Raw genomic sequence first — 25,095 nt, forward strand, 5'->3', positions numbered from 1 at the left:
CTATCTCTAAATCATGGCTCGGCTGTTAAATAAGAAGGACTTTATGAAGCAAAACCTGATTGGTGAATCACCTGCTTTTCTCGCTGTACTAGATAAAGTATCACAACTTGCACCCATTGAGCGCCCTGTCCTCATCATTGGTGAACGAGGTACGGGTAAAGAACTCATCGCTCAGCGTTTGCATTATTTATCAAGACGTTGGGATAAACCACTACTATCACTCAACTGTGCGACATTAAGCGAAGGGCTAATAGATTCCGAATTGTTTGGACATGAATCCGGCTCCTTCACGGGCTCTAAAGGTAAGCATAAAGGGCGTTTCGAGCGTGCCGAGGGCGGTACTTTGTTTCTTGACGAACTGGCAACCGCACCACTTTTGGTTCAAGAAAAGCTATTACGTGTCATTGAATATGGTGAATATGAGCGAGTTGGCGGTCATACCGCTCTCAATGCGGATGTTCGACTTGTTTGTGCAACCAATGCCGACCTACCAAAATTGGCAGAGCAAGGTGATTTTCGTGCGGATCTGCTCGACAGGCTAGCCTTCGATGTCATTATGTTACCGCCTCTTCGCGAGCGCAAAGAAGACATTCTCTCTTTAGCAGAGCACTACGCGATGAAAATGTGTCGTGAACTGCAACTGGAATACTTTGTCGGTTTTACCCCAAAAGCGCAGCAGTCGCTTATTGAATATGAATGGCCCGGTAACGTCCGCGAACTAAAAAACGTGATTGAACGTGCGATTTACCAACATGGTCTGAATGCTCACCCAATTGATGAACTGGTTTTCAATCCTTTTGAAACGGTTTGGCACAGCGCGCTTGGCCATAGTGCAAAACAAGCAGAACAACAAGAAGAGGAAGCATCAAGCAACACCATCCAATTCCCTCTAGACTATAAACAATGGCAAGAGGAACAAGATATCCATTTACTCAATCGTGCATTGGAAGAAGCCAAGTTTAATCAACGACAAGCAGCCGAGCTACTTGGCTTGAGCTATCACCAATTACGAGGGATGGTTAGAAAATATGGTTTGGTCGGACAAAGCTAACTTGACCGAGAGTACTCAATCAATACACGAGCTCGTGACTGCGCTCTAATTCGCATGCATTTATGGCATAACACCTTACAGTGTATGGATTTTATGTTTGGAGCGAGTTCACAAAGGTGATAAATTAGCGAGATCATTTTCGCTTGTTAGCTTTGAAAGAGTAAGATCAAACGAAACGAGCAAGATCCAATGAACATTTCATATTATGAATGCTTTTATAAGATTATCGCTGAGCCTTATTGGGATTAGCCTACTGACCGCTTGTGGCGATGAAATTGACCACAATGATATTCGCAAAGCTGGCTTTGTGTTTTGCGGGCAAGGTAAGCCGACCACGTTTAACCCTCAGCTTATTGATAGCGGTATTACCGCAGAGGCTCTGAGCCCGCAGCTGTACGATACGCTGCTCACGCTCGATCCTAAATCACATCAGCCCGTGGCAAGCATCGCCGAGAGTTGGTCAGTAAATGAATCAGGGACGGAATACACGTTTAAGCTTAAACGTGGTGTTAAATTCCAAACCACGCCTTGGTTCACACCCACTCGCCCATTGAATGCAAAAGATGTGGTATTTAGCTTCAAGCGAATCATCGATGTAGACCATCCTTTTCACCAAGTAGGTGGTGGTTTTTATCCATGGTTTGCAGGGTTAGATTTTCAAAACCTACTCCAAGACGTGGTTGCAATAGATGAGCATACGGTAAGGTTTACGTTATCTCAGCCAAACTTTTCTTTCTTGGCCAATATTGCCACCAGCCATGCGGTTATCTTGTCTGCGGAGTACGGACAGCAATTGGCTGCAAAAGATCATAAAGAAGAAATCGACCAACTTCCTATCGGTACCGGCCCTTATCAATTAAAAGAATACCAAGTGAACGACTTGATTCGATTAGAGCGTCATTCTAATTACTGGAAGTCACCAGCAAAAATGGAACAAGTGGTGTTCGATATCTCTCACAGAGGCACGGGTACATTAGCTAAACTTTTAAGAAACGAGTGTGACGTACTCTCTTCACCTATTTCGAGCCAAATACCTGTCATTCAAGAAAATGACAACCTTGAGCTGACGGCTACACCAGCTAACAACGTTTCCTTTATTGCGATAAACACAGAAACCACCGCGCTGAGTGATGCTCGAGTTCGCCAAGCACTTAACTTAGCGATCAACCGTCAAAATATTTTAGATTCGGTTTACTACGGAACTGGCTCCCAAGCTTATACCTTGCTACCACCTAATTCATGGGCTTATCAAAAAGATAGCGTAAAAATTCGTTATGACCGGAATTATGCATTGGCACTACTTCGAGATGCAGGCTACGAAGACGGCCTAGAATTGACCATGTGGGTACCACTTGAACCACGTGCTTTTAACCCAAGCCCTCGTAAGACTGCGGAGTTAATCCAAGCGAATTTTGCCGATATTGGGGTTAAATTAACGCTACTGACCGATGATAGGTTTGAACGTGTGGATTTGGAGAACATCAACGATATCGATTTACTTTTAACAGGTTGGATTGGTGATACCGGGGATCCTGACAACTTTTTCCGCCCTTTATTATCTTGCGAGTCTGACCGCGTTGGCCTTAACGTGTCCATGTGGTGTAACGATGACTTCGATTTCTTGCTCGATTTGGCGTTAGAAACTCAAGAACCGCGTTACCGTTTGAACCTATATCGCCAAGCACAGAACATTTTGAATCAAGAGTTCCCGGTTATTCCTCTGGCGCATGGCGTGCAGTTCCGTGTGCACGACAAATCGCTGACAGGCTTCAAATCAAGCCCTTTCAATGCCCAACCGTTTGATAGAGTTGAGAGAATTCACTGATGTTTTGGTATACCGTTCGACGCTTTAACCTATTTATCATCACTTTGATGATCCTTACATTAGTAGGTTTTTCTCTGCTTCGCCTTGACCCTCTCTCGCACTGGGCAAACGTTGATTTTTGGTCTGGCTGGCAAACTTACTTAATCAACCTTTCTCAACTCGATTTTGGCATAAGTAAAAACGGCAATGCGATTTACGACGAGCTCGCCGTTGTATTCCCAGCCACTTTGGAACTGTGCTTTTTTGCCTTTTTGGTGTCCCTTTTGATCGGCATTCCTCTTGGAACCGTGGCTGGGATGAAGCAAGGTAAATGGCTCGACACCAGCATTTCATTCATGTCGATGTCTGGTTATTCCGCCCCAATTTTTTGGGTAGCTCTGCTACTTATCATGGTCTTTTCATTGGAATACCAACTCTTTCCCGTTGCGGGACGGTATGATTTACTTTACGAAATTGATCATGTAACCGGGTTTGCCATTATCGACGCATTCATGGCGAAAGGCGAATACCGCGCTCACGCACTGCAAAGCGTTATTGAGCATATGGTACTGCCATGTTTGGTGCTCGCTTTGGCTCCAACCACCCAGGTTGTCGGACTAATGCGCTCCTCGGTAGCGGAAGTGATGAGCCAAAACTACATCCGTGCAGCGAGAATCAAAGGTCTTTCGAACCGCGAAATCGTAACTCAACATGTATTGCGGAATGCGATACCGCCTATCATTCCCAAAGTTGGTGTTCAACTTTCGAGTATGATTACCTTAGCTATCATCACGGAGTCTATTTTTAACTGGCCAGGTATTGGTCGTTGGCTTTTAGATGCGCTAGCAAGCCAAGACTATGCATCTATCCAAGCTGGCGTGATGGTACTTGCGACTTTGGTTCTTACCGCTAACATACTCTCGGATTTGATTGGCGCGATGATTAACCCTTTAGTTCGAAAGGAATGGTATGCTAACAAATAACGTTTATCAGGAAGAGCGCATTCCAACACAGTTTGAGCGTTTTTGGCGAAGCTACCGCGCCAACGGACTAGCCATGTTTGGCTTGTGGTGCTTGGTGTTTATCGTCCTTATTACCATTTTTGCCCCCCTACTTGCACCATTTGACGCCCAAGCACAGTCAGGTGAGTTGCTTGTGCCGCCATCATGGGCCCCAGCAGGAACGGTTGATTACTTTTTGGGGACCGATGACTTAGGTAGAGATATTCTTTCGCGCCTGATTATGGGCTCTCAGCTAACATTTGGCGCTGCTGTCGCCATCACCGCAATTGCTGCCGTTGTAGGCTGTTTAATTGGCGTATTGGCAGGTATGACGAAAGGCTTACTGTCGAGTACTCTCAACCACTTGCTCGATACCGTCATGTCGATCCCGTCGCTCTTATTAGCAATCATTTTTGTGGCATTTCTAGGCTTTGGTGGGTTCAATATTTTACTCGCAATCTGCTTGGCTTTGATTCCGCGTTTTATTCGCTCCGTTTATATCGCAGTCCACACCGAAGTTGAAAAAGACTACATAATGGCAGCACGCCTTGATGGCGCTAATGATTTCTACTTACTGTGGAGTTCAATTCTTCCTAACATTCTGACGGTCATTGCCGCTGAAATCACACTCGCGCTCTCTGCTGCGATTTTAGATATTACGGCACTGGGTTTTCTTGGCCTAGGCGCACAGGCCCCAAGCACCGAGTGGGGAGCAATATTAGGTGACTCTGTCGAGCTTATTTATATTGCACCTTGGACAGTGACCCTACCCGGCCTGACCATCATGTTTACTGTTATTACCCTAAACTTAGTAGGTGAAGGTGTACGTCAAGCGCTTAATGCGGGGATCGAATAATGCCGTTGTTAGATATTCGACATTTGACCATTGAGATCGAAACACCTCAAGGGTTGGTCAAAGCCGTTGACCGAATGAGCCTAACTTTGAACGAAGGCGAAATTCGTGGTCTTGTAGGTGAGTCTGGCTCTGGAAAAAGCTTAGTTGCAAAAGCGATTGTCGGGGTAAGTAAAGATAACTGGCGCATCACCGCTGACCGTATGCGCCTTGGCAATATTGACTTGCTTCAGCTTACGCCAAAAGAGCGTCGGCGCGTCATTGCTCGTGATATTGCGATGATTTTCCAAGAGCCTTCAACTTGTCTTGACCCTTCAGAGGAAGTCGGGCGTCAATTGATTGAATCCATTCCATCTCGCGCATTTGAAGGGAAATGGTGGGAGCGATTTAAATGGCGTAAAAAACAGGCCATCGCGCTTTTGCATAAAGTGGGTATTAAAGATCACAAGCGTTTAATGGGTAGCTACCCTTATGAACTGACTGATGGTGAGTGTCAAAAGGTCATGATTGCCATGGCGATTGCGACCAAACCTAAATTGCTGATAGCAGATGAACCAACCAACGACTTAGACCCGATTACCCAATCGCAAATCTTGCGTCTGTTGAGCCGCATGAACCAACTTAATAACACAACCATTCTGCTTATCGGCCACGACTTAGCGACCATAACACAGTGGGCAGGACGTATTACGGTAATGTATTGTGGTCAGTCGGTGGAGTCTGCCGATACCAGTAAAATCATTGCGGCACCCAAGCACCCGTACACCGATGCCTTGCTTAAAGCGATGCCTGACTTTAATGATTGGGTACCACACAAGCAAAAACTCCAATCCCTACCGGGCTCGATTCCGCCATTGCAGCATCTACCTATCGGTTGTCGCCTCGGACCACGTTGCCCATATGCGCAGAAACAATGTGTAGAAATTCCACACACCAGACGAATTAAGAATCATAAATTTAACTGCCACTTTCCATTGAACACGGAGAAAAAGTCATGAGTGCGTTACTTGAAGTCGATAATTTATCGAAGCAATTTGTTACGCGCTCCCGTCTGTTCAAACGTCAGGTTAATGAGGCAGTTAAACCGGTAAGCTTTACTTTAGAGCCAGGACAAACTATTGGTTTTATTGGTCAAAACGGGTCAGGAAAATCCACACTAGCTCGTATGCTTGCTGGCGTTGTTGAACCAAGCTCCGGAGAGATCCGTGTGAATGGCGAACGATTGGAGCACAAAGATTACGCGACACGCTGCAAGCTCATCCGCATGATTTTCCAAGATCCAAACACATCGTTAAACCCACGAATCCAGATTGGTCGTATTTTAGAAGGTCCGCTAAAGCGAAATACCAACATGCCGCCAGATGCGCGCATGCAGCGTGTAAAGAACACCCTGCTCCGCGTAGGATTGCTGCCTGAGCACGCCTATTTTTATCCACAAATGCTAGCTGCCGGTCAAAAACAGCGCGTGTGTTTGGCTCGTGCACTTATTCTTCAACCTTCCATCATTGTCGCTGATGAGGCGTTAAACGGTTTGGATATGGCAATGCGCTCGCAGATCATTAACTTATTCCTCGAGTTGCAAGAAGAGATGGGATTGTCATTTGTGTACGTGTCTCAGCATATTGGCATTGTTAAGCATATTACTGATAAAGTGATGGTGATGCATGAAGGTGAAGTGGTCGAGTTTGGCGAGACCAACCAAGTACTGACTCATCCCGAGCATCCTATTACTCAACGACTAGTCGAAAGCCACTTTTATAAAGCGCCAAGCCATCAAACAAAATAGTTATCAAAGATGTAATCGTGCAAATGTAAAGAAGCCTGCTTTAACGCAGGCTTCTTTATTGCATGGGTACTAATCAAAAAACTAACGGCGGCTCGCTTGTTTGCGCAGTTCAAAATCAAACTCGTCAGGAAACAATACGACCCCTTCTTCATTTTGATTTGGGAATACAACAATCGATAGCTCGTCATCCTCTAGACCAGAGGTCCAACGGCTGTGCCACTTGTTTAAAGAGATCGCCTCAGGCTCGCAATCTTCCCAATCACCATTCGCCCATTGCAAAGCAAATTCTTCGTTTGGCCATACTGGTACACAATCATCATCTTCTGTATTTAACATGACACAGCCATGTTCGTCTTTCAGAATCCAAACCTTACGATTCGCCACAATCTCTTTTACGCAGTACTTTAAACGTTGCTCTTCGTTGTAGCGATTAATGGTATCCATCTGCTCTTGGGTCAGTTGCTCAGACATATTCGTCTCCTATTTCCCATAGAAAAATGCCCGCAGCTAGGCGGGCATTTAAAGTATATGCTAGAAAATTAAGCTAGCTCAGTTTGAAGCCAAGGCCAACCTTGCTTCTTACGGCTTAGCGTGTTTTCCATCATTAGCATGCCGTCTTTTTCGTGCTTAACAAGCTTCTCAGCCCACTCACCTTTGTATAGAAGACGAGTTTGAGCAGTCGTGATGTCTGTTAGCATTACAGCAGCGAACGCTAGGTTATCTTTCTCACAACGAGATTCTAGGTCTGCTTCTAGTGCTTCGATCATACCGTCAACTTGCTCAAGAGTTGCAAGTTCAACCTGACCAACCACTACGTCACGACCGTTGAATGGGTAACCTTTAAGATCTTTCTCAACAAGCTCAGCCGCTGATAGACCTTCTATGTTTGTTTTAGCAATTAGAAGATCTTTAGTGAACGCGTCAACATCTTGTACGTCTGCGATTGCCGCTAGTTCAGCAACGGCATCTTTGTCTTTTTGTGTACAAGTTGGAGAAGCAAAACCTACTGTGTCAGATAGAATTGCTGACATCATTAGCTTAGCAATTTGTGGAGTAATCGCGTGACCTTCAATCTTGAACATGTTGAATAGAACAGTGTTGGTACAACCAACAGGCCAGATCCATGCTTCCATTGGGTTTACTGTCATCACGTCACCTAGACGGTGGTGGTCAACAATACCTGCAATTTCAGCTTCTGCGATATCGTCTGGTGCTTGTGCTAGATCTGAGTAATCTACTAGCCAAACGGTCTCACCCGCAACTGATGTGCGAAGCTCAGGAACTTCAGCGCCAGCAACTTCTAGGATGTGCTGAGTTTCACGGTTGATTTCGCCTTGGCGAATTGGCATAGCTTCAACGCCACGCGCTTTTAGAAGTTCAGTTGCAACGAGTGCACTACAAATACTGTCACTGTCTGGGTTCTTATGACCTACAACTAGAATCATGTTTCTTCCTATTCAAGTCAATTTTATACGCCGCCTAATACAGTTAATTAGGGCGTGTTTGCTCACAAAGGCCGATACTTTACCTGATTTCAGAGAGTTTGACACGAAGAAAAGTTCACAATGCTATTGCGAATAAATCTCATTTACATATAATGATAATTATTCCTATTTGCATTTGAGTAAACGATGAACGCGACCCAATTATTACACTCTGCACAACAGTTGTTTCAGCCTACTCAGTTTCGTTTAGCTTATAAGCGATTGCTGATCCCTATCGTCATGCTCATTTTGCTAGGCAATGAAAATACACGTGACGTAGCCGTACAGACGCTATCCGACTCATTCTGGGCGGTGTCATGCTATGTTGCTGCCACATTGGCTATTTATCATTATCTTTCAAACTTTATGTCGAAAACCAATCGAATTACCGAGCTATATCATCGCTCGCGTAATCATCAGGTTTTCTTTGCTTCTTTGTTGGGTGCTTTGCCTGGCTGTGGTGGCGCTATTGTTGTGACAACGCAATTTATTAGTGGCCGAGTAGGATTTGGTGCGATTGTCGCGGTACTTACTTCAACAATGGGTGACGCTGCCTTTTTACTTCTGGCCGCCAAACCAAGTGTTGGATTAGGCGTGGTTGGATTAGGCATTATCGTGGGTACTCTTTCAGGGTTAGTCGTTAATGCTTTTCATGCTGATAACTTTCTGCGACCAGAACCAAAAGAAGCACCTCAGACACATGCTTGTTGCCAACACCAGACAGACCGACACACACCCCTTGAACAACGTGCAATCAATCTACAAGGCGCATTTTGGAAATGGCTTATTGTGCCTGCTAGTGTCGTTGCTGTGTTAATGTCTTTCCAAATCGATATTAATCAGCTGTTGTCTTTGCAGGCCAATACCATTGAATGGCTGGGCGCTATCTTCGCGGTGATCACAATGTCGTTGTGGGCGATGACAAAAGAGCTCGGCGATTATCAGTCAACGGTCTCTGAAGATGAAAAAATCGTGGACTCACACCCGATTCAAAAAGCAGCACAAGATACGAATTTCGTCAGTGCTTGGGTGATCGTGGCGTTTCTGGCGTTTGAACTGACGACCTATTTTTCTGGACTCGACCTTGTAGAAACCTTTTCTCATTGGGGAATTTGGATGCCATTAGCTGGCCTAGCCATTGGTATGTTGCCTGGTTGTGGACCGCAAATTTTAGTCACTAGCCTATACATTTCTGGTGCAGCGCCACTTTCTGCGCAACTGGCCAATGCGATTTCTAACGATGGTGACGCCCTATTCCCCGCTATTGCAATGGCACCGAAAGCTGCTTTGGTCGCGACTATTTACTCGTCCATTCCTGCGTTTATTGTTGGATACGGGTATTACTTTTTATTCGAGTTCTAACGCCCAGAGCATCAAAACGAGAAAGGAGCCGCAATAGGCTCCTTTCTTGATCTTGGTATTGGGCGATTTACTTCACGTTATGCTGTAACGATCGCTTTCGCATTGAGCCCTTTATCCACGCTCACCATTAACAACTGGCAAGGTTCTTGGTTTAGCTTTTCCCCTGTCCAGTAATCATACCAGTCCACCGGTTGATCAGACGTCAGCGTAAATTCCATCGCTCCGTAACTCGCATAATTAAACAAACAATGGAGGTCATTCTTCGTCGTTAGTTTTAAAAACGCGTGATTTAAACTCAAAGCGGTAAACTTTGCAGATTGTTGGTTACGTTGTTGACGTAACATGAGCTTAGACAATATCTTCTTCGCAAACGGCGTAATCTCAGGGAGCGGGTCACCAGACAGCAGCAAACCACCACTAGCTAATAACACCGTGCGATGAAATTCATACTCTTCTCTGGATGCGGCTTGATTAGCTAATGAAGTGAATGTCGCGCAATCCGGGTCAATTTGCCACAGTTTTCGGTGCTGCCAACTACGGTAAAAGGTTTCTCTGGCTATCTGCTCGAATCGACGACTATGACGCTCTACATCGTCAGAAACACGCATTGCATCCACAAGTCCCAGAGATGGCCACATTGGCGCGTTGCAACCTAAAAGCCACGCATCACCAGCGCCTTTAGCAATCGCTTCCATTCCTAAGCGATACGCCTCAACGCCTGTAATACCAGATTGTTTGCGAACACCTTTTAAGGTTCCCCAATAGTTAGCGTCTAGCTTGAACAACTCAACGCCCCACTCTTGTCTCATGACAGAGACCACATGCGTCAGATGGTCTTGCACTTCTGGGTTTGAGGTATCGAGTATGTACCAAGGCGTGCATCGCCAACCACCGTATGTGACATCTTCTGCTTTAAGTAAGCCACCATCCTTGTGGCGAACAAACCACTCTGGATGCTGTTTGAAGATCTCCGACTCAGGCTGTGCAATGAAAGGCGCCATCCAAATTGCCGGCTTTTTTCCTTTTGCACGGATATTATGAATGAGCTCTTTTACGCCACCAGAAAACTTATCTGATGGGGTTAACCAATCGCCCATAAAGGCTTGATAGCCATCATCCAGAAGTACCCACTCTAGGTCTTCGAGCTTATCTTGCATGCAATCCACGTTCTGCATGATGTTTTGCTCTGTCACGTCTGCGTAGTACGCGTACCACGAACACCAACCAACAGGCGCATCTTGTGTCACACCTTGGCGAACAGGATGATGCTTTGCAATCATCTCGCCATAGGTTTGATAAAGCTCGGACAGCGATTGACCACAGAGTACCGCCACGGATTCAAGTTGATTACTTTCCCAATCCGCCACTTGAGTCAACTCACCATCAATTGCGGCTGATAAAACCCAATGCCCATCACGCAGTACAACATCAAAATAGCCTGCAAAGCGATGACATGATGTGAAGCCAAATAATGTGTAGCCAGCCGAGCCTTCCACCACTAAATAGTTGTAATAACGCTTAGGGGCATCTTTAGGATAGATTCGATAAGAAGGATTATTGTCTGGGCAGCGACCAATATCAACGGGGTGATTGATCGTTCCCGCCGTTTGCGCCAACATTTGAAAACCATCCCCAATTACGTTGGCCTCGTGCTCGTACAAAAACGGCATTTCGAATAACACTTCATGGTCGGTAAAGGTTTTATTGTGAAGACCAGCAAAAGAAAAATGTAATTGATTACCCTCGACTTCAACTTGGAAGTCATTGTTATTCACAGTGATCTCAGTGTGATTTGCTAATTGAATGCTCTGAGCCATAAAGAGTCTACTCACTTAATTATTATTGTTTAGCTTGGCGCATTATCTCCTGCTTGTCTCACCCAATTCGTTACCATCATCACGAATACCAGTCTCGTTTAACGTTATGAAGTTACTATTGAGACAACGCTCACTGAAATTTTGATAAAAAAATACCAGCCCTGAGGCTGGTATTTGGATTTATGCAAACTGCACTAATTAAGCAACTTCGATCGGACCACCAAATGAAGTGACTGGCGGCACTTTACCTGTGAACTTCTCGAAGTCTACGATACATGTGTTCGCAGAAGTCGCCTGTGCAAGCTCAGAAGAACCGATGTCTTGCGTTAGCGTGTTAGGATCACCGTAGGTACAGATTGCGCCTTCTTTCTCGTTTAGAGGACCGTACCACGCACCTTCTTCGATACGAATAACGCCACGTGGGTAGCTGTCAGTCAAAACAGCACCAGCTAATAGCTGACCACGACCGTTGAATACACGTACCAAATCACCATCTTTGATGCCTTTTGCTTTGGCATCCGCTGGGTTGATGTAAACCGGCTCACGACCTTGTACCGCGTAAGTCGCGCGGAACTCTTCAGACTCACACATTTGAGAGTGCAGACGCTTATCAGGGTGGCAAGACTGCAACCAGAATGGGTATTTATCTGAACCAGGACCACCGTGTGAACGCTCTGATTTTTCGAACCACATTGGGTGCTCTTGACAGTGTTCGTAACCGTAACGGCCGATCTTACGAGACGTGATCTCGATGAAGCCAGACGGCGTACCTAGTGGATTCAGCTCAGGGTCTTTACGGAAGTCCGCATGACGAACCCAAGGTTTACCTTCACCGAAGTCTAGTACGCTCTTCTCCCAGAACTCGTTGAATTCTGGCATTTCAAACTTACCTTCGTTCGCTTTTTTACAATCGTTGTAAAGGCTTTCGATCCATTCCATCTCACTCATACCACGAGTGTATTCTTCGCGGCGACCAAAACGCTGAGTGAGTTCACTCATGATTTGGAAATCAGGCTTAGATTGGAACAATGGATCAACGAGGCGATGCATCGCAATCAGACCTTTGTTCGAGTATGAACCGTATACGTCGATGTCGTTACGTTCCCATTGCGTACACGCCGGTAGAACGATATCTGAGAAACGACATGTCGCAGTCCAAGCAAACTCGATCGTTACAACCGTTTGAAGTTTGCGGAACGCTTTCTTCATGCGGTTACGATCTTGATGGTGGTGCCATGGGTTACAACCCGAGATCACCATCATCTTGAAGTCTGGCAGTTTCACTTTACCGCCGTTGTAGTTGATCTCTTTGCCTGGCTCAAGCAGACAGTCGATCCAACGTGCAACTGGGATAGTACGGCTGTAACCGTTAAAGTCGTTGTTGTCCCACTTCGGCTTCATACCTTGGTCAAGGTTGCGAGGGAAACCACCAGGGCCAGCGAAACCAGTTGAAGGTACACCGATACTTGAGTAGTGGTGACCGTAAGAGATACCACCGCCAGGTAGACCGATTTGACCAACCATTGCAGCAACCACAGCCGCTGCCCAGTATGGCTGCTCACCGTGCTCTTGACGCTGGATACACCAACCCATCAGGATCTGTGTACGACCACTTACTAGCATACGCGCGAATTCGCGAATCTTGTCCGCTTTCACGCCACAGATAGCCGCAGCCCACTCTGGTGTTTTCTCTACTTTATCTTTTGTCTTACCTTGAACGTATTGAATGAACTCTTCAAAGCCTAGACAGTAAGTATCAATGAACTTCTTATCGTACAAATCTTCGTTGTACAGCACGTGCGCCACAGCAAGCATGAATGCTACGTCTGTCAGCGGGTTGATGTACAAGTGATCGTTCTCTAAGTAGCGCTGAGTCTTGTTCTTCACTGGGTCTACAGATAGAACGTTGATCTCACCTTTCGCTACTTTTTCTTTTAGTTGTGCTAGGTACTTGAACGACTCATGCGTTTCACAGTTCCAACCTACTTGAAGGTTTTTCACTGGGTCGTTAGCCCAGAGAACGATGTTGTCAGAGTTCTCTAGGATTTCAGACCAAGACGTACCTTGTGCGTAAACTTCGGTTGAACCAAGTACGTAAGGCATAATGGTTTGACCTGCACCCGTCGAGTAGTCACCTACTTTCGTGATGAAGTTGCCGTGCATACCTACTGCACGTTGCATGTGCGCGGTACAGTTGTTGAATGAACCTGTTTGGTTCCAACCCGTTTGACCTGCGTGTAGCGCCCATGGACCGTAGTCTTTTTGAATACGTTCTAGTTCGCGGTAGAACAAGTCTAGCGCTTCATCCCAAGTTACTCGAATGAAACGGTTGTTACCACGCGTATCTGCGCTGTATTTATGTTTCTTCAACCAATCTAGACGAACCATTGGGTAACGCACACGTGAAGGGCTGTAAATAATGCCCTTGATACCGTTCAACATTTCTGTTGGGTTTTTGTCTAGCTCTAGCGGCTTGATCTCTTGAACTTTACCCGCGTAGATGTGGGCGCGGAACGCGCCCCAGTGAGAACCGGTTACTTTCCAAGTACCTGTCGTCTCAACGGCATTTGCAGAGGCGGACGCCAATAAGCTAGGACCAATTACTGACGCTGCACTTGTGGTTGCTACACCTTTAAGAAAACTTCTTCGTGTAATAGCCATTTAAAATTACTCCAATCCGACGCTTATTAGTGGTGACCTTCAGCATAATCTGAAGAGTGTTTCTGTAGATACTTCAAGATCAGTGCTTCACTGTCTGTATCTAGGTTAACGAACGCCAACATACCGTCGAACATACCTGGCCAGGTGTTCGCGTCGAAGTGCGCTTCCGCAGGTTGAGTGTGACATACAGAACAATTGGTCTTGTAGGCTTCACGAGATTTTTCCCAAACAGGATTGATGTCGTTCAGCATAGACTCTTTCTTAATCCATACTTTCGCCGCTACTTTTTCCCAAGGAAGGCCTGTTAGCTCATCCACTTTTTTCTCACCAGTCGTCACAATGTTGCTGTCTGTTGCTGCTTCTTTCATCAGAGACGCAGTCGCAATGTTCTTACCGAAGTCTTCTTGAATTACACGACCAAAACCTTTTGCTTTGCGCCAACCGTCAATTTCGATCTCAACAAACTCGCCTTTGTCTTCAAGAACTTTAACGGTCGATGCAGGATTAAGAAGACCAGCTTCTTTACTGCCTTGCGCATCAAAGTAAATTGGTAGGTGACGAACGCTCACGAGTTGCTGACCAACGCCGTAATCCGTGTTAGAAGTCATACCCTCTAGATCACCCACGATACCGCCAATGCTGTCCATGCCTGCTGGTAGGTTGTGCGCAATACCCTTGTGACAGTCAACACAGCTTTGATCTTTCTCAGCGGCTTGCTTCATTTGGATACGAGCCGTAGGAGACATTTGCTCGAAATCCATCGATTCATAGTTGTGACAGTTTTTACACTCCAGAGATTTGTTTGCCGAGAAACGATCCCATTCGTGTTTAGCAAGTTCGATACGACGCTCTTCGAACACACCCGGTTCGTCGTAGTTGCCAAATACTTGTGCAAATACTTCTTTAGAAGCTTGCATCTTACGAGCGATCTTATCTGTCCAGTTATGTGGAACGTGACAATCAGGACAGGTAGCACGAACACCAGAGTGGTTTTTCCAGTGCACCGTTTCTTGTAGCTCAACGTATACGTTGTCACGCATTGTGTGACAACTAATACAGAATTCTTCTGTGTTGGTTGCTTCTAGAGCGGTGTTAAAGCCACCCCAAAAGATAACACCAGCAATAAAGCCGCCCATAGTCAGCACACCTAGGCTGATATGTACAGCTGGGCGCGTCATGGTACGCCACAGTTTAATGATTAATGATTTCATTATTTGCTCTCTTAAAATCTTTTCAAAAGTGTGGTTATGAGCGCACTGGCTTACATGCCGTGTGCGCCTGGAGGCCCAAAGAAGAAGACTTGCAACATCCAAACGATGAACCCGTAGCCGCCAACAAAGGCCACACTCAGAATTGGGAAGAGAACAACTGCAATGAAGAGGAACGACTTCCACTCCAGGGAGCGTTTTTCACCACTCTCAATTTTATTAACATCACTCATACATTTGCCTATTTTGTATCTAGTGTTATTGAAAAGCCCGCGTAACCAAGCTTAAGTTTTTTACAATCTCTAATGGAAAATGTTAGACCATACTAATAGTAGGGTTCAATCAAATAAGCGACCTCAGACCTTGTAATTCAACACTTTTTTGAGCTCATCCAGAGATATGATGGATTGATGTTATTTATTAAAAAACATGAACAGATGTGACAAAATAAGTCTTTTAAGGAGTTGTTAAATAACCAACATTTAAGAAACATCGATCACATTTAAATCGTAATTACCATGCCATAAATCGACTTAAAAACTCCGAAAAAGATAACCGTTTGTAAACAAAATGCTGCGTATTAATGTCGAAAATAGCACTCAAGATTTACTTTAAGAACAGCAAAAAGTGCACGTAGTGGTTCATATAAAGGAGAGGCTTAGATACAATTATTCGCGTACTTTCAAGGAGCGATTATGGATAACGTGGTGGATATAAGCTGGGTCAAACTGGCACTGTTTGGTTTGATTTTATTGGTCCCCTTTTTTATCAATGCCCGCTACAAATTAGGGATAGCAAAAGACACGATAATCAGTGTTATCCGAATGACACTTCAGCTCATATTGATTGGCGTGTATTTAGAATATCTTTTTCAATTAAACAGCTTACTTGTCAATATACTTTGGCTTGCCATCATGCTACTGATTGGTGCCAGCTCAATTGCGGGAAAAGCTCACTTACCTAAAAAGCCACTTATGCTTCCGCTACTAACGGGCCTTACCTGTGGTCTAATACCACTTCTGATAGCAATTACAGCAGGCTTAGTGCAACCATCCCCTATTTACAATGCGCAGTACATGATCCCACTTGCTGGTATGTTATTGGGTAACAGCTTGAGTAGTAATATCATCGCTCTTCAGAATTTGTTTACGGCTTTTGAGCAGAGACAAGCAGAATATGAGGCTGCAATCTCACTTGGAGCCTCTCCTCGCTACGCATCCTTCCCCTTCATTCAGGAGGCTCTTAGAAAGTCCCTTGCCCCGACTTTAGCTTCTATGGCCACTACAGGGCTGGTTACCTTACCGGGTATGATGACCGGTCAAATTCTAGGTGGCGCGAGCCCGATGGTTGCGATTAAATACCAGTTAGTAATTATGCTGGCTATTTTCGTTATGTTGAGTGCCTCCGTAACCATAACGTTAGAAATGACATTGCGCTGGGTACAAACCAAAGAAGGCCGAATCAAGATAAAAATCTAGCAACCCGAATCGACCAAAACTCACGGTTAGTTGGCGCTTGTGGGTAAAGCCCGTTAAACAACTTGTGTTGCCAAGTCGAACGTACTTATAACTGAATAACTCAACTATTCTTCGAGCACTCATCAAGACGCTTTCAGATGAAAAGTCAGGCAGAATTCTTTTTGATATAAGCCTCTAATTTTATGAAATTTTCTTTGCAAGTTTAGATACGCACGATCTTTGATACAGGTTATCCACAGAAAATGTGGATAAGCCCCCAAAACCCATACGCAACCAGAAACATAGCAACATAAGTGATCAATCTAATCTTCATGCATTGATCACGTGACTGACATGTTCTAATTTTAAAGTAAAGGCAGTGACCACAAACTTGGAGAGACGTACATGGATGTCTTAATGATCAAAGAAAATTACGATGAACTCCTGTCCGATGCACCTCTGGATTGGCTCGTTCAAGAACCAAAGGAAGTAACTTCTCATTGGCTCCCAACCGATTTTGGCATCAACGAAGAGTTGATTTAGCATGACTCGACTTATTTGACATTTGCAGAGACAAATAAAAAGAAAGGCGAACCATCTGGTTCGCCTTTCTTGTGATCTTCTAAACTTATCGCAAATGGTTATCTTCATCGCGTAGATAAATCATCCAATACCACATGCCAACAAATACGCCACCACCAATAATGTTTCCTATCGTAACAGGAATTAGGTTGTTTACGATGAACCCCATCATGTTTAAGTCCGCGTAGTTTGCAATATCTGCCCCTGTCATTTGCCAAAACGCTTCTGGCGCAATGTACTTAATACCAATCGCCATAGGTACTTGGAACATGTTCGCAATACAGTGCTCAAAACCTGCCGACACGAACATAGCCACAGGCAAAATCATGACCGCTATTTTATCTGTCAATGTTCGCCCACTAAACGTCATCCAAACTGCAATACAAACTAATACGTTACACATAATGCCAAGCGCAACAGCAGCAAAGAAACCATGATGTAATTTGTGTTGGGAGATCGCCATCGCGTTAAGACCAACTTGGCCATGATCAAACATATATTGCTTGGTAACTAGCATACAGGCCACGAGCAAAATGGCCCCAACCATATTGCCAAAGTAAACCACCAACCAGTTTTTGATAAGTGCTTGCCAAGAGATTTTTCCACTCGCACGCGCAACTAGTGTTAGCACAGAGCTAGTGAAAAGCTCGCCGCCAGTAACCACCACCAAAATCAAACCAAGGCTAAATGCCAGACCACCAATGAGTCGTGTAATGCCCCAAGGCAGCTCGCCTGCGCCTGTCGTTACTGTGGTATAGAAGATGAAAGCAATACCAATATGAAGCCCCGCAGAAATGGCGAGCAGAAAAGATTTGATTGGAGCTTTCGTTGCTTTGCCTACCCCCACTTCAGCCGCGCGTTCCGCAGCTTGTGGCGGTAATAGTGAGTCAAACTGATTAAAGTTCATTCTGGTGTAACATTTAGAAACATTTAAAGAGGCGCGGATAATCGCTCTATTTCCCTATTTTTTCAAGTGCTATTTGGCGTGTTTACTAAAATCGTTGTTATTGGGAGATCAAGCAATAAATGGCGCCTATCATTCGCTACCGTAAGTATCAATGATACTTAACAAGTATTCGGCCTTTCGAACAAAGATCCTGCGTTATATCAGCCTGATAGCGCCATACTTAACACTTCTTGTCGTTGAATGTTGCCCAACGCTACTTTTCAGACTAGCTTGGTAAAAAAAGCGCAAAGGAATCATTTATGAAATATTCAGCTGAACATATCGCCGAATTGAATCTACTTCTTCAGTTCGACCTAAGTAGTGCTGCAACTGGTATTAAAGTTCATACAGACGCGTCAGAAGAAATGCAGGCAGCCGTTGCTCGTCTATATAAGAAGCAACTTTGTACACAGCCTGACGGTGGTTATCTCACAGACGAAGGCATTGAAGTTGCAGAACATGCAGATAAGATTTTAAGAGTTTTGTCTGTGTAATTTGAACAAAAAACGCCACCGAACTCGGTGGCGTTTTTTAGTCCTATATTTTTCCTGTCGATGCCTGTGGCAATAATCGCTTTTTCATTTTGCTAAATGGTTGAACCTTGTCATACAACCAGTTAAAACCAGTAGCATAAAATAGGAAGAAAACGAGGAAGCCGGCTTCCAGCATTAGAGCTTGAAGAAGCGTAATTTCTAAGAACCAGGCAATCACAGGTAGAGAGATAAAGATCAATCCTCCCTCGAAACCAATAGTGTGTCCAAGCCGCATCGCTAAACTTCGCTCAGCTCGATTGTCACCAAACCACTTATCAAAATACAAGTTGTAGATGTAGTTCCATATCACGGTATACATGCTCAACCCGACCCCAACCAACGCGAGATCACTAGAACCCTTTCCAGTGATCAATGAAGCCGCTGGTACAATAATCGCGAGTGCGATTAACTCAAAAAGTACTGCATGAAAAATTCGTTCATTACGAGTCATATTTCTCTGTCCAAATAGTTCTACTCAATGCTTAGAATTTTATCTATTATTTAGATAATCAAAAGTTAGATACCATCGGTTTAAGCGATATGTTTACCATCGAACAACTGCAAGCTTTCATTGCTACATCAGAAGCAGGATCATTTTCAGGAGCAGCTAGAAAACTGGGGCGAGCTCAATCTGTAGTGAGCCAGCACATCATGAATATGGAGATCGACTGTGGTGTTGAGCTTTTCGATCGATCAGGCAGGTACCCTAAATTAACTGAGAATGGCCTCGCGCTCGTACCTTATGCACAAGCAACAATCAGCCAACTCGACCGCCTAAACAATAGGGCATCACAGCTCTTTTCCACGCCAACGAACAAATTAGTCTTAGCTATTGATGAAGGGATTCCTCTGACTCGCTTGCCGGATGTGCTAAAGAAGTTAGAGCAACGCTTTCCACACTTACAAGTTGAATGCTTAACGGCATCAAGCCCTGATATCATTGAATTGGTTAAGTCGGAACGCGCCACGACTGGGATTATTTTGAGTGATTTACAAATGCCAAGGCACATCGATTTCACCAATCTTGGCAATATTGCATTTGATGTCTATGTCTCTTCAACACATCCTTTAGCAAAGCAGCAAATCACTCACATTGATCAACTAAAACAACATCGTCAATTGGTCATACGATCCAAAAGTGCAGAGCCATGTGGTCTCAATCAAGCATTTAGCCCAGATATCTGGTACGCTGATAACTACTATATTTTGTTGGAATTGGCGAATAAAGGGTTTGGTTGGTGCTTTCTACCACAGCATTTAGTCGCGTATTCACCTAATACATTAAAAAAGGTTGGGGATGATTTCACAAAACTGGCTTGGCAAGTCAATGTTGACCTTATTCAGCACCAGAAATGGCATTCAGATCCCCTCCATCAACAAGCTAAAGCAGAACTGCTCAACCTATTCGGGCAGACATAAGTAAGTAGGAAGACCCAAATGGCAAATACATTGATCGTAGGTGCAGGCTGGCTCGGAACTCCGCTAGCAGAAACATTGATGAAAGATGGACACTATGTTGTCGTCACTCGTCGTAGCCAAACTCGATTAAAAGAGTTACCCACCTCATTAACTCACTCCGCATTGTTCGATTTCAATCAATTGAACGCCACAGCACGGCTAGATGAGCTGCTCAAACAGCATCAAATTACGCACGTTATCGGCGCTTTTCCTCCAGGATTTCGTAAAGGACGCGGTCAAGAATATGCCCAGCAATGGCAAATACTTGCCAACGCAGCTAAGCAAAACAACGTTGAAAAACTTCTCATGATCAGCTCTACCACGGTTTACCCTAACCTTGCTTCCGATATGGAAGAAGCTGACGCGTCACTCTCTTTAGCAGCCGAAAGCCCTTATTTCTCTGACAATGCACGTATTATGCTTCAAGCAGAGCAGCATGTTATCGACTCGAATATTAGCTTTGTTATTCTACGTTGTAGCGGATTAATCGGGCCAGATAGACACCCATCTCGCTTTGCTGCAAGGCTTCAACAAGTTAGTCGTAAAGCACCAGCTAATATGCTTCATCAAGATGATGCTGTCTCGGCTGCGAAATTTGCCTTAGGCAATTTAAGCAACCAAGTCATTAATGTGACGACACCTCATACTGTCAGCAAGGCTGAGTTCTACCAAGCTGCCATAAACAAAATCGGAAGTGAGATACCTCTTCCACCCATCACAGAGCAAGCTGACAAGCGTATTCTTGCTGACAAACTACTCTCACTTGGTTATCGATTTCACTTCAATTCAACTTTGGATGCGCTATGAGACTCTATAGACATATAGAAACGCTTTGGGATTACATGCAACTCAAACATGAACTGAAACCTGCGGACTGTTTGTTTGTGATGTGCAGTAATGACGTGCGTGTAGCGGAGCACGCTGCCAAGCTCTACCACCAAAAGTTGGCACCTTTGATTGTATTTTCAGGGGGTGAAGGCCGCTTCACAGATGGACTGTTTGAAAAAAGCGAAGCAGAAACCTTTGCCGAGATTGCAAAGATGTCGGGCGTTCCAAGTGAAGCAATTTTGCTCGAAACTGAATCCACAAACAGTGGAGAAAATGTTCGCTTTACTGAGCAACGATTAAAAGAGGAAGGAAAACAGTGTTCCTCGTTTATTCTGGTACAAAAACCGTTTATGGAGCGTAGAGCAATCGCGACATTTGAAAAACAGTGGCAGTCACCCTACACTCAGCTCCAAGTAAGCTCTGCGGCTCTTCCATTTTTTGAATACATTAATGAAGACATGCCATTAATGATGGTGCTAGAAGCACTAATGGAAGATTTCTCTCGCGTAAAAAGCTATCCAGAGAAAGGATTTCAAACCGAGCAGAACATCCCTCAGCAAGTCGAATCTTCTTACCAGGTTTTACTCGAGCGGTTTGGTTTTGACTTAGGCTAGCTTTTTCTAACCGACAACAAAAAGCCACCAAGTACGGTGGCTTTTCTGTATCAATGCGGCTTATTTACCGAGCGCTTCTTTGTAATGTTGGCGGCATACGGAGACATACTTATCGTTACCGCCGATCGCAACTTGATCGCCTTCTTTAATTGCCACGCCGTGTTCATCGGTACGAATAACCATATTCGCTTTGCGGCCACAATGGCAGATTGTTTTGAGCTCAACCAGCTTGTCTGCCCAAGATAATAGATACTTACTGCCTTCAAAAAGTTCGCCTAGAAAATCGGTGCGAAGGCCGTAACACAATACTGGAATATGCAACTTATCAACGACTTCAGTAAGTTGATAAACTTGTTCTTTCGACAAGAACTGACACTCATCAACAAGAATACAGTGACGTTTTTCAACCTCATTCAGATCTGCGATCTCTTGATACAAATTGGTATCCTGACGAAATAAATGTGCGTCAGATTGAAGACCAATACGAGAGCTCACTTTACCGACACCAAAACGATCATCTAGCGCAGCCGTAAAAATAACTGGCGTCATGCCGCGTTCTTGATAGTTGAAAGAGGATTGAAGAAGCGTTGTTGATTTACCCGCATTCATTGCTGAGTAATAGAAATACATCTGAGCCACAGAGCATTACCTAAAGTTAAAGTTTTAATTTATGGAAATGGAAAATAAAAGGGCTGAATTATCAGCCCTTTAAAAATGAAAATTCAATTACTTACGACGCCACGTTGTGCCTTCTGGACCATCTTCCAGAACAATGCCCATTTCGGTCAGCTTGTCACGAGCCATATCTGCATTCGCCCAATCTTTCGAAGCACGAGAGTCGTTACGCAGCTTGATCAGAGCTTCGATTTCAGCCACTTCATCATCGTTACCCGCATCACCTTTTAGGAAGGCTTCAGGATCTTGGTGAAGAATACCGATCACGTCAGCCAGTTCACGCATTAGCGCACCGAGTTCGCTCGCTTTCTCTAGGTTTTCTGTCTTCAGACGGTTAACTTCTCGCGCCATGTCGAACAGTACTGAGTAAGCTTCTGGTGTGTTGAAGTCATCGTTCATCGCTGCAGTGAAGCGAGATACGTATTCTTCACCACCAGCAGGCGCAGCGTTTAGGTCTAAACCACGTAGAGATGTGTACAGGCGCTCAAGCGAAGCACGTGCTTGGTTTAGGTTATCTTCGCTGTAGTTTAACTGGCTACGGTAGTGACCAGACATTAGGAAGTAACGCACTGTTTCAGCATCGTAGTGACCAAGAACGTCACGGATAGTAAAGAAGTTACCTAGAGATTTAGACATCTTCTCACGGTCTACCATTACCATGCCGCTGTGCATCCATGTGTTCACGTATTGTGTATCGTGTGCACAGCATGATTGCGCGATTTCATTTTCATGGTGTGGGAACTGAAGGTCAGAACCGCCGCCGTGAATGTCGAAGTGGTTGCCTAGGATTGACGAGTTCATTGCAGAACATTCGATGTGCCAACCTGGACGGCCTGGACCCCATGGTGATTCCCATGTTGGTTCACCCGGTTTAGACATCTTCCAAAGTACGAAGTCTAGCGGGCTACGTTTGGCTGTTTCGACATCAACGCGCGCGCCCGCTTGCAGCTGATCCAAATCTTGTTTAGACAGTTTGCCGTATTCGTCAAACTTACGAACCTCAAACATTACATCGCCATTATCCGCAACATAAGCAAAACCACGTTCAATCAGTTTTTGAACAAGTTCGATGATTTCAGCAATAAACTGTGTCGCACGAGGTTCAACGTCCGGGCGTTTCATGTTCAGCGCATCAAAATCAGCGTGCATTTCACCAATTAAACGCTCAGTCAATGAATCGCAAGACTCACCATTTTCTGCGGCACGTTTGATGATCTTATCATCGATATCTGTGATGTTACGTACAAACGTCAGATCGTAGCCCAAGTAGCGAAGGTAACGTGATACAACGTCAAAAGAGACGAAAGTACGACCGTGACCAATGTGACAGAGATCGTAGATGGTAACTCCACAGACATACATGCCGACTTTGCCAGCTGTAATTGGTTTGAATTCCTCTTTCTGTCTTGTGAGTGTGTTATATATCTTTAACATGATCTCTATCTATGATTGTGAATGAATAAAAGAAGGTCGAGTATATCAACTCCGACCTGGTTAGGTAATAGCAATTAACCGATAAAACGATAATCGGCTAAACTTCAAGCACAAAACGAAGAATTTCCTCTTCCTGAGTTTTTAAAGCACTAGAACTTAGGCTAGAATCTCGGGCTCAACACAACACAGTAAAGGAAAGTAGCATGATCACCCTTCACACTAATTTTGGTGACATCAAGATTCAACTAAACGAAGAGAAAGCGCCAGAGACTAGCGCAAACTTCCTTCAGTACTGCCGCGATGGCTTTTACGACAACACGCTTTTCCACCGTGTTATTGACGGTTTCATGATCCAAGGTGGTGGCATGGAACCTGGTCTACGTGAAAAAGCATCACGTGCACCTATCAAGAACGAAGCAAACAACGGCCTAAGCAACAAAGTGGGTACACTTGCTATGGCGCGTACTATGGAGCCGCATTCAGCAAGCTCTCAGTTCTTTATCAACGTAAACAACAACACATTCCTAGATTTCCGTAGCGAAAGCCTAGACGGTTGGGGTTACTGTGTGTTCGGTGAAGTAATCGAAGGCATGGACATCGTAAATAAGATCAAAGGCGTTAGCACTGGTTCTTACGGCATGCACCAAGACGTACCTCTAGAAGACGTAGTAATCACTGGTACAACAATTGAAGAGTAATTCTTAGGAATTATTTTTAAAAGATAAGTTAATGGGGAGGCATAGCTTCCCCTTATTTCTATGACGACATTATTTATTTCCGATCTTCACCTTACCCCATCACGTCCTGATATCACGGAATGTTTTGTGACGTTCATGCGAACAGAAGCAACAAAAGCTGATGCACTTTATGTACTCGGCGATCTGTTTGAGTTCTGGATTGGTGACGATGACAACACCCCTTTTGCAGACCAAATCCGTGCAGAATTTAAAGCACTGACGGATGCGGGTGTGCCAACTTTTTTCATCCAAGGCAATCGAGATTTTTTACTCGGCAAACGCTTTTGCAAAGAAACCGGTATGACATTACTCGACGATGTCTGCACGATTGATCTTTATGGTCAAAAAGCCGTAATCCTACATGGCGATACGCTCTGCATTGACGATGTGAAATACCAAGAGTTTAGAAAAACCGTTCACAAGCCATGGCTACAATGGTTGTTTAACCGTATTCCTTGGTTCATTAAGAAGAAAATTGTCTCAAAAGTTCAATCCGATATTCGTGATGATAAAATGAGCAAGTCATTAGATATCATGGACGTCAACCAAAATGAGGTCGAGAAAGTGATGTCTCAGAACTGCGTCAACTTAATGATTCATGGTCACACACATCGCCCGAACACACATTTTTTTGACGTCGATGGCGTTAAAAAGACCCGAATTGTTTTAGGGGATTGGTATACGCAAGGCTCAGTTTTAAAAGTAAATTCTGATAGTTTTGACCTACAAACGAGACCGTTCATACAGAATTTGCGTTAAGCATGTAGAGCGTGTAGAAGATTCACGCTCAAGTCGTAGATATTT

General features: G+C 44.6%; 25 protein-coding genes. 15 read left to right on the forward strand and 10 right to left on the reverse strand.

The window, feature by feature from the left end:
- Nucleotides 1-43 precede the first annotated feature (43 nt).
- The 6 genes from pspF (at nucleotide 44) to R7O13_RS10150 (ending at nucleotide 6,495) form a co-directional block, all read left to right on the forward strand.
- Nucleotides 44-1,051, forward strand: coding sequence for a phage shock protein operon transcriptional activator (pspF, locus tag R7O13_RS10125; RefSeq protein ID WP_017820869.1), 1,008 nt, complete (start codon nucleotides 44-46; stop codon nucleotides 1,049-1,051).
- A 205-nt stretch (nucleotides 1,052-1,256) separates the two neighbouring features.
- A complete protein-coding gene (sapA, locus tag R7O13_RS10130; RefSeq protein ID WP_017820870.1) occupies nucleotides 1,257-2,876 on the forward strand; it encodes an ABC transporter substrate-binding protein SapA in 1,620 nt (539 codons plus the stop codon).
- Nucleotides 2,876-3,838, forward strand: coding sequence for an ABC transporter permease (locus tag R7O13_RS10135; protein WP_005378122.1), 963 nt, complete (start codon nucleotides 2,876-2,878; stop codon nucleotides 3,836-3,838). Before sapA ends, R7O13_RS10135 begins: the two co-directional genes overlap by 1 nt.
- A complete protein-coding gene (locus R7O13_RS10140) occupies nucleotides 3,825-4,712 on the forward strand; it encodes an ABC transporter permease subunit (RefSeq protein ID WP_005378123.1) in 888 nt (295 codons plus the stop codon). The genes R7O13_RS10135 and R7O13_RS10140 overlap by 14 nt, the downstream gene beginning before the upstream one ends.
- Nucleotides 4,712-5,707: an oligopeptide/dipeptide ABC transporter ATP-binding protein gene (locus tag R7O13_RS10145; protein ID WP_005378126.1), complete on the forward strand. Its 996-nt coding sequence runs from the start codon at nucleotides 4,712-4,714 to the stop codon at nucleotides 5,705-5,707. Before R7O13_RS10140 ends, R7O13_RS10145 begins: the two co-directional genes overlap by 1 nt.
- The gene (locus R7O13_RS10150; RefSeq protein ID WP_005393308.1) at nucleotides 5,704-6,495 is read left to right on the forward strand and encodes an ATP-binding cassette domain-containing protein; all 792 of its coding nucleotides are present in this window, start codon (nucleotides 5,704-5,706) and stop codon (nucleotides 6,493-6,495) included. The genes R7O13_RS10145 and R7O13_RS10150 overlap by 4 nt, the downstream gene beginning before the upstream one ends.
- A gap of 81 nt (nucleotides 6,496-6,576) precedes the next feature.
- Here the strand turns inward: R7O13_RS10150 and R7O13_RS10155 are convergent, their stop codons facing one another.
- Nucleotides 6,577-6,966, reverse strand: coding sequence for a DUF2750 domain-containing protein (locus R7O13_RS10155; protein WP_005378129.1), 390 nt, complete (start codon nucleotides 6,964-6,966; stop codon nucleotides 6,577-6,579).
- Nucleotides 6,967-7,034: 68 nt separating this feature from the next.
- Nucleotides 7,035-7,940 (reverse strand): manganese-dependent inorganic pyrophosphatase, encoded by a 906-nt coding sequence (locus R7O13_RS10160; protein ID WP_017634678.1) that lies wholly within the window; start codon nucleotides 7,938-7,940, stop codon nucleotides 7,035-7,037.
- A gap of 186 nt (nucleotides 7,941-8,126) precedes the next feature.
- Here R7O13_RS10160 and R7O13_RS10165 point away from each other — a divergent pair, with 186 nt between their 5' ends.
- Complete coding sequence (locus R7O13_RS10165) at nucleotides 8,127-9,341, forward strand: putative manganese transporter (RefSeq protein ID WP_017820871.1); 1,215 nt, start codon at nucleotides 8,127-8,129, stop codon at nucleotides 9,339-9,341.
- A 77-nt stretch (nucleotides 9,342-9,418) separates the two neighbouring features.
- On the opposite strand, the gene R7O13_RS10170 is transcribed toward R7O13_RS10165, so the two are convergent.
- From R7O13_RS10170 to torE, 4 genes are all read right to left on the reverse strand, one after another.
- Nucleotides 9,419-11,158 carry a glycoside hydrolase family 36 protein gene (locus R7O13_RS10170; protein ID WP_154204692.1) on the reverse strand — a complete coding sequence of 580 codons (1,740 nt, stop codon included), beginning with the start codon at nucleotides 11,156-11,158 and terminating at the stop codon, nucleotides 9,419-9,421.
- 198 nt (nucleotides 11,159-11,356) lie between these two features.
- Entirely contained in the window at nucleotides 11,357-13,819 is a 2,463-nt protein-coding gene (torA, locus tag R7O13_RS10175; RefSeq protein WP_041156583.1) for a trimethylamine-N-oxide reductase TorA, read from the reverse strand.
- Nucleotides 13,820-13,845: 26 nt separating this feature from the next.
- On the reverse strand, nucleotides 13,846-15,030 hold the full coding sequence (torC, locus tag R7O13_RS10180; protein WP_005378139.1) for a pentaheme c-type cytochrome TorC: 1,185 nt from the start codon (nucleotides 15,028-15,030) through the stop codon (nucleotides 13,846-13,848).
- Between the two features lie 50 nt (nucleotides 15,031-15,080).
- On the reverse strand, nucleotides 15,081-15,260 hold the full coding sequence (gene torE, locus R7O13_RS10185) for a trimethylamine N-oxide reductase system protein TorE (RefSeq protein ID WP_005378141.1): 180 nt from the start codon (nucleotides 15,258-15,260) through the stop codon (nucleotides 15,081-15,083).
- A gap of 462 nt (nucleotides 15,261-15,722) precedes the next feature.
- On the opposite strand from torE, the gene R7O13_RS10190 reads away from it, so the two are divergent.
- Together R7O13_RS10190 and R7O13_RS10195 are read left to right on the forward strand one after the other, a co-directional pair.
- A complete protein-coding gene (locus tag R7O13_RS10190) occupies nucleotides 15,723-16,505 on the forward strand; it encodes an ABC transporter permease (protein ID WP_318303752.1) in 783 nt (260 codons plus the stop codon).
- 384 nt (nucleotides 16,506-16,889) lie between these two features.
- A complete protein-coding gene (locus R7O13_RS10195; protein ID WP_005378145.1) occupies nucleotides 16,890-17,027 on the forward strand; it encodes a hypothetical protein in 138 nt (45 codons plus the stop codon).
- Nucleotides 17,028-17,112: 85 nt separating this feature from the next.
- Here the strand turns inward: R7O13_RS10195 and focA are convergent, their stop codons facing one another.
- Complete coding sequence (gene focA / locus R7O13_RS10200) at nucleotides 17,113-17,973, reverse strand: formate transporter FocA (protein ID WP_318303753.1); 861 nt, start codon at nucleotides 17,971-17,973, stop codon at nucleotides 17,113-17,115.
- 299 nt (nucleotides 17,974-18,272) lie between these two features.
- On the opposite strand from focA, the gene R7O13_RS10205 reads away from it, so the two are divergent.
- Nucleotides 18,273-18,506, forward strand: a complete 234-nt coding sequence (locus R7O13_RS10205; protein ID WP_005387662.1) for a TIGR02647 family protein — start codon at nucleotides 18,273-18,275, stop codon at nucleotides 18,504-18,506.
- Nucleotides 18,507-18,549: 43 nt separating this feature from the next.
- On the opposite strand, the gene R7O13_RS10210 is transcribed toward R7O13_RS10205, so the two are convergent.
- Nucleotides 18,550-18,996 carry a PACE efflux transporter gene (locus R7O13_RS10210; protein ID WP_042522041.1) on the reverse strand — a complete coding sequence of 149 codons (447 nt, stop codon included), beginning with the start codon at nucleotides 18,994-18,996 and terminating at the stop codon, nucleotides 18,550-18,552.
- Between the two features lie 89 nt (nucleotides 18,997-19,085).
- On the opposite strand from R7O13_RS10210, the gene R7O13_RS10215 reads away from it, so the two are divergent.
- From R7O13_RS10215 to R7O13_RS10225, 3 genes are read left to right on the forward strand one after another with little or no spacing between them, the layout of a single operon-like run.
- Nucleotides 19,086-19,964, forward strand: coding sequence for a LysR family transcriptional regulator (locus R7O13_RS10215; RefSeq protein WP_005378151.1), 879 nt, complete (start codon nucleotides 19,086-19,088; stop codon nucleotides 19,962-19,964).
- An 18-nt stretch (nucleotides 19,965-19,982) separates the two neighbouring features.
- A complete protein-coding gene (locus R7O13_RS10220) occupies nucleotides 19,983-20,810 on the forward strand; it encodes an NAD-dependent epimerase/dehydratase family protein (protein WP_318303755.1) in 828 nt (275 codons plus the stop codon).
- Nucleotides 20,807-21,445: a YdcF family protein gene (locus tag R7O13_RS10225; RefSeq protein WP_318303757.1), complete on the forward strand. Its 639-nt coding sequence runs from the start codon at nucleotides 20,807-20,809 to the stop codon at nucleotides 21,443-21,445. Before R7O13_RS10220 ends, R7O13_RS10225 begins: the two co-directional genes overlap by 4 nt.
- Nucleotides 21,446-21,505: 60 nt before the next feature.
- Here the strand turns inward: R7O13_RS10225 and R7O13_RS10230 are convergent, their stop codons facing one another.
- Together R7O13_RS10230 and cysS are read right to left on the reverse strand one after the other, a co-directional pair.
- Complete coding sequence (locus R7O13_RS10230; protein ID WP_042522050.1) at nucleotides 21,506-22,084, reverse strand: thymidine kinase; 579 nt, start codon at nucleotides 22,082-22,084, stop codon at nucleotides 21,506-21,508.
- A gap of 87 nt (nucleotides 22,085-22,171) precedes the next feature.
- On the reverse strand, nucleotides 22,172-23,554 hold the full coding sequence (gene cysS / locus R7O13_RS10235; protein WP_318303759.1) for a cysteine--tRNA ligase: 1,383 nt from the start codon (nucleotides 23,552-23,554) through the stop codon (nucleotides 22,172-22,174).
- Between the two features lie 203 nt (nucleotides 23,555-23,757).
- On the opposite strand from cysS, the gene R7O13_RS10240 reads away from it, so the two are divergent.
- Together R7O13_RS10240 and lpxH are read left to right on the forward strand one after the other, a co-directional pair.
- Nucleotides 23,758-24,252 (forward strand): peptidylprolyl isomerase, encoded by a 495-nt coding sequence (locus tag R7O13_RS10240; protein WP_104975224.1) that lies wholly within the window; start codon nucleotides 23,758-23,760, stop codon nucleotides 24,250-24,252.
- Nucleotides 24,253-24,312: 60 nt separating this feature from the next.
- Nucleotides 24,313-25,050 (forward strand): UDP-2,3-diacylglucosamine diphosphatase, encoded by a 738-nt coding sequence (lpxH, locus tag R7O13_RS10245; protein ID WP_005389817.1) that lies wholly within the window; start codon nucleotides 24,313-24,315, stop codon nucleotides 25,048-25,050.
- The last annotated feature ends 45 nt before the right edge of the window (nucleotides 25,051-25,095 follow it).

The sequence above is a fragment of the Vibrio sp. Y176 genome (assembly GCF_033438945.1).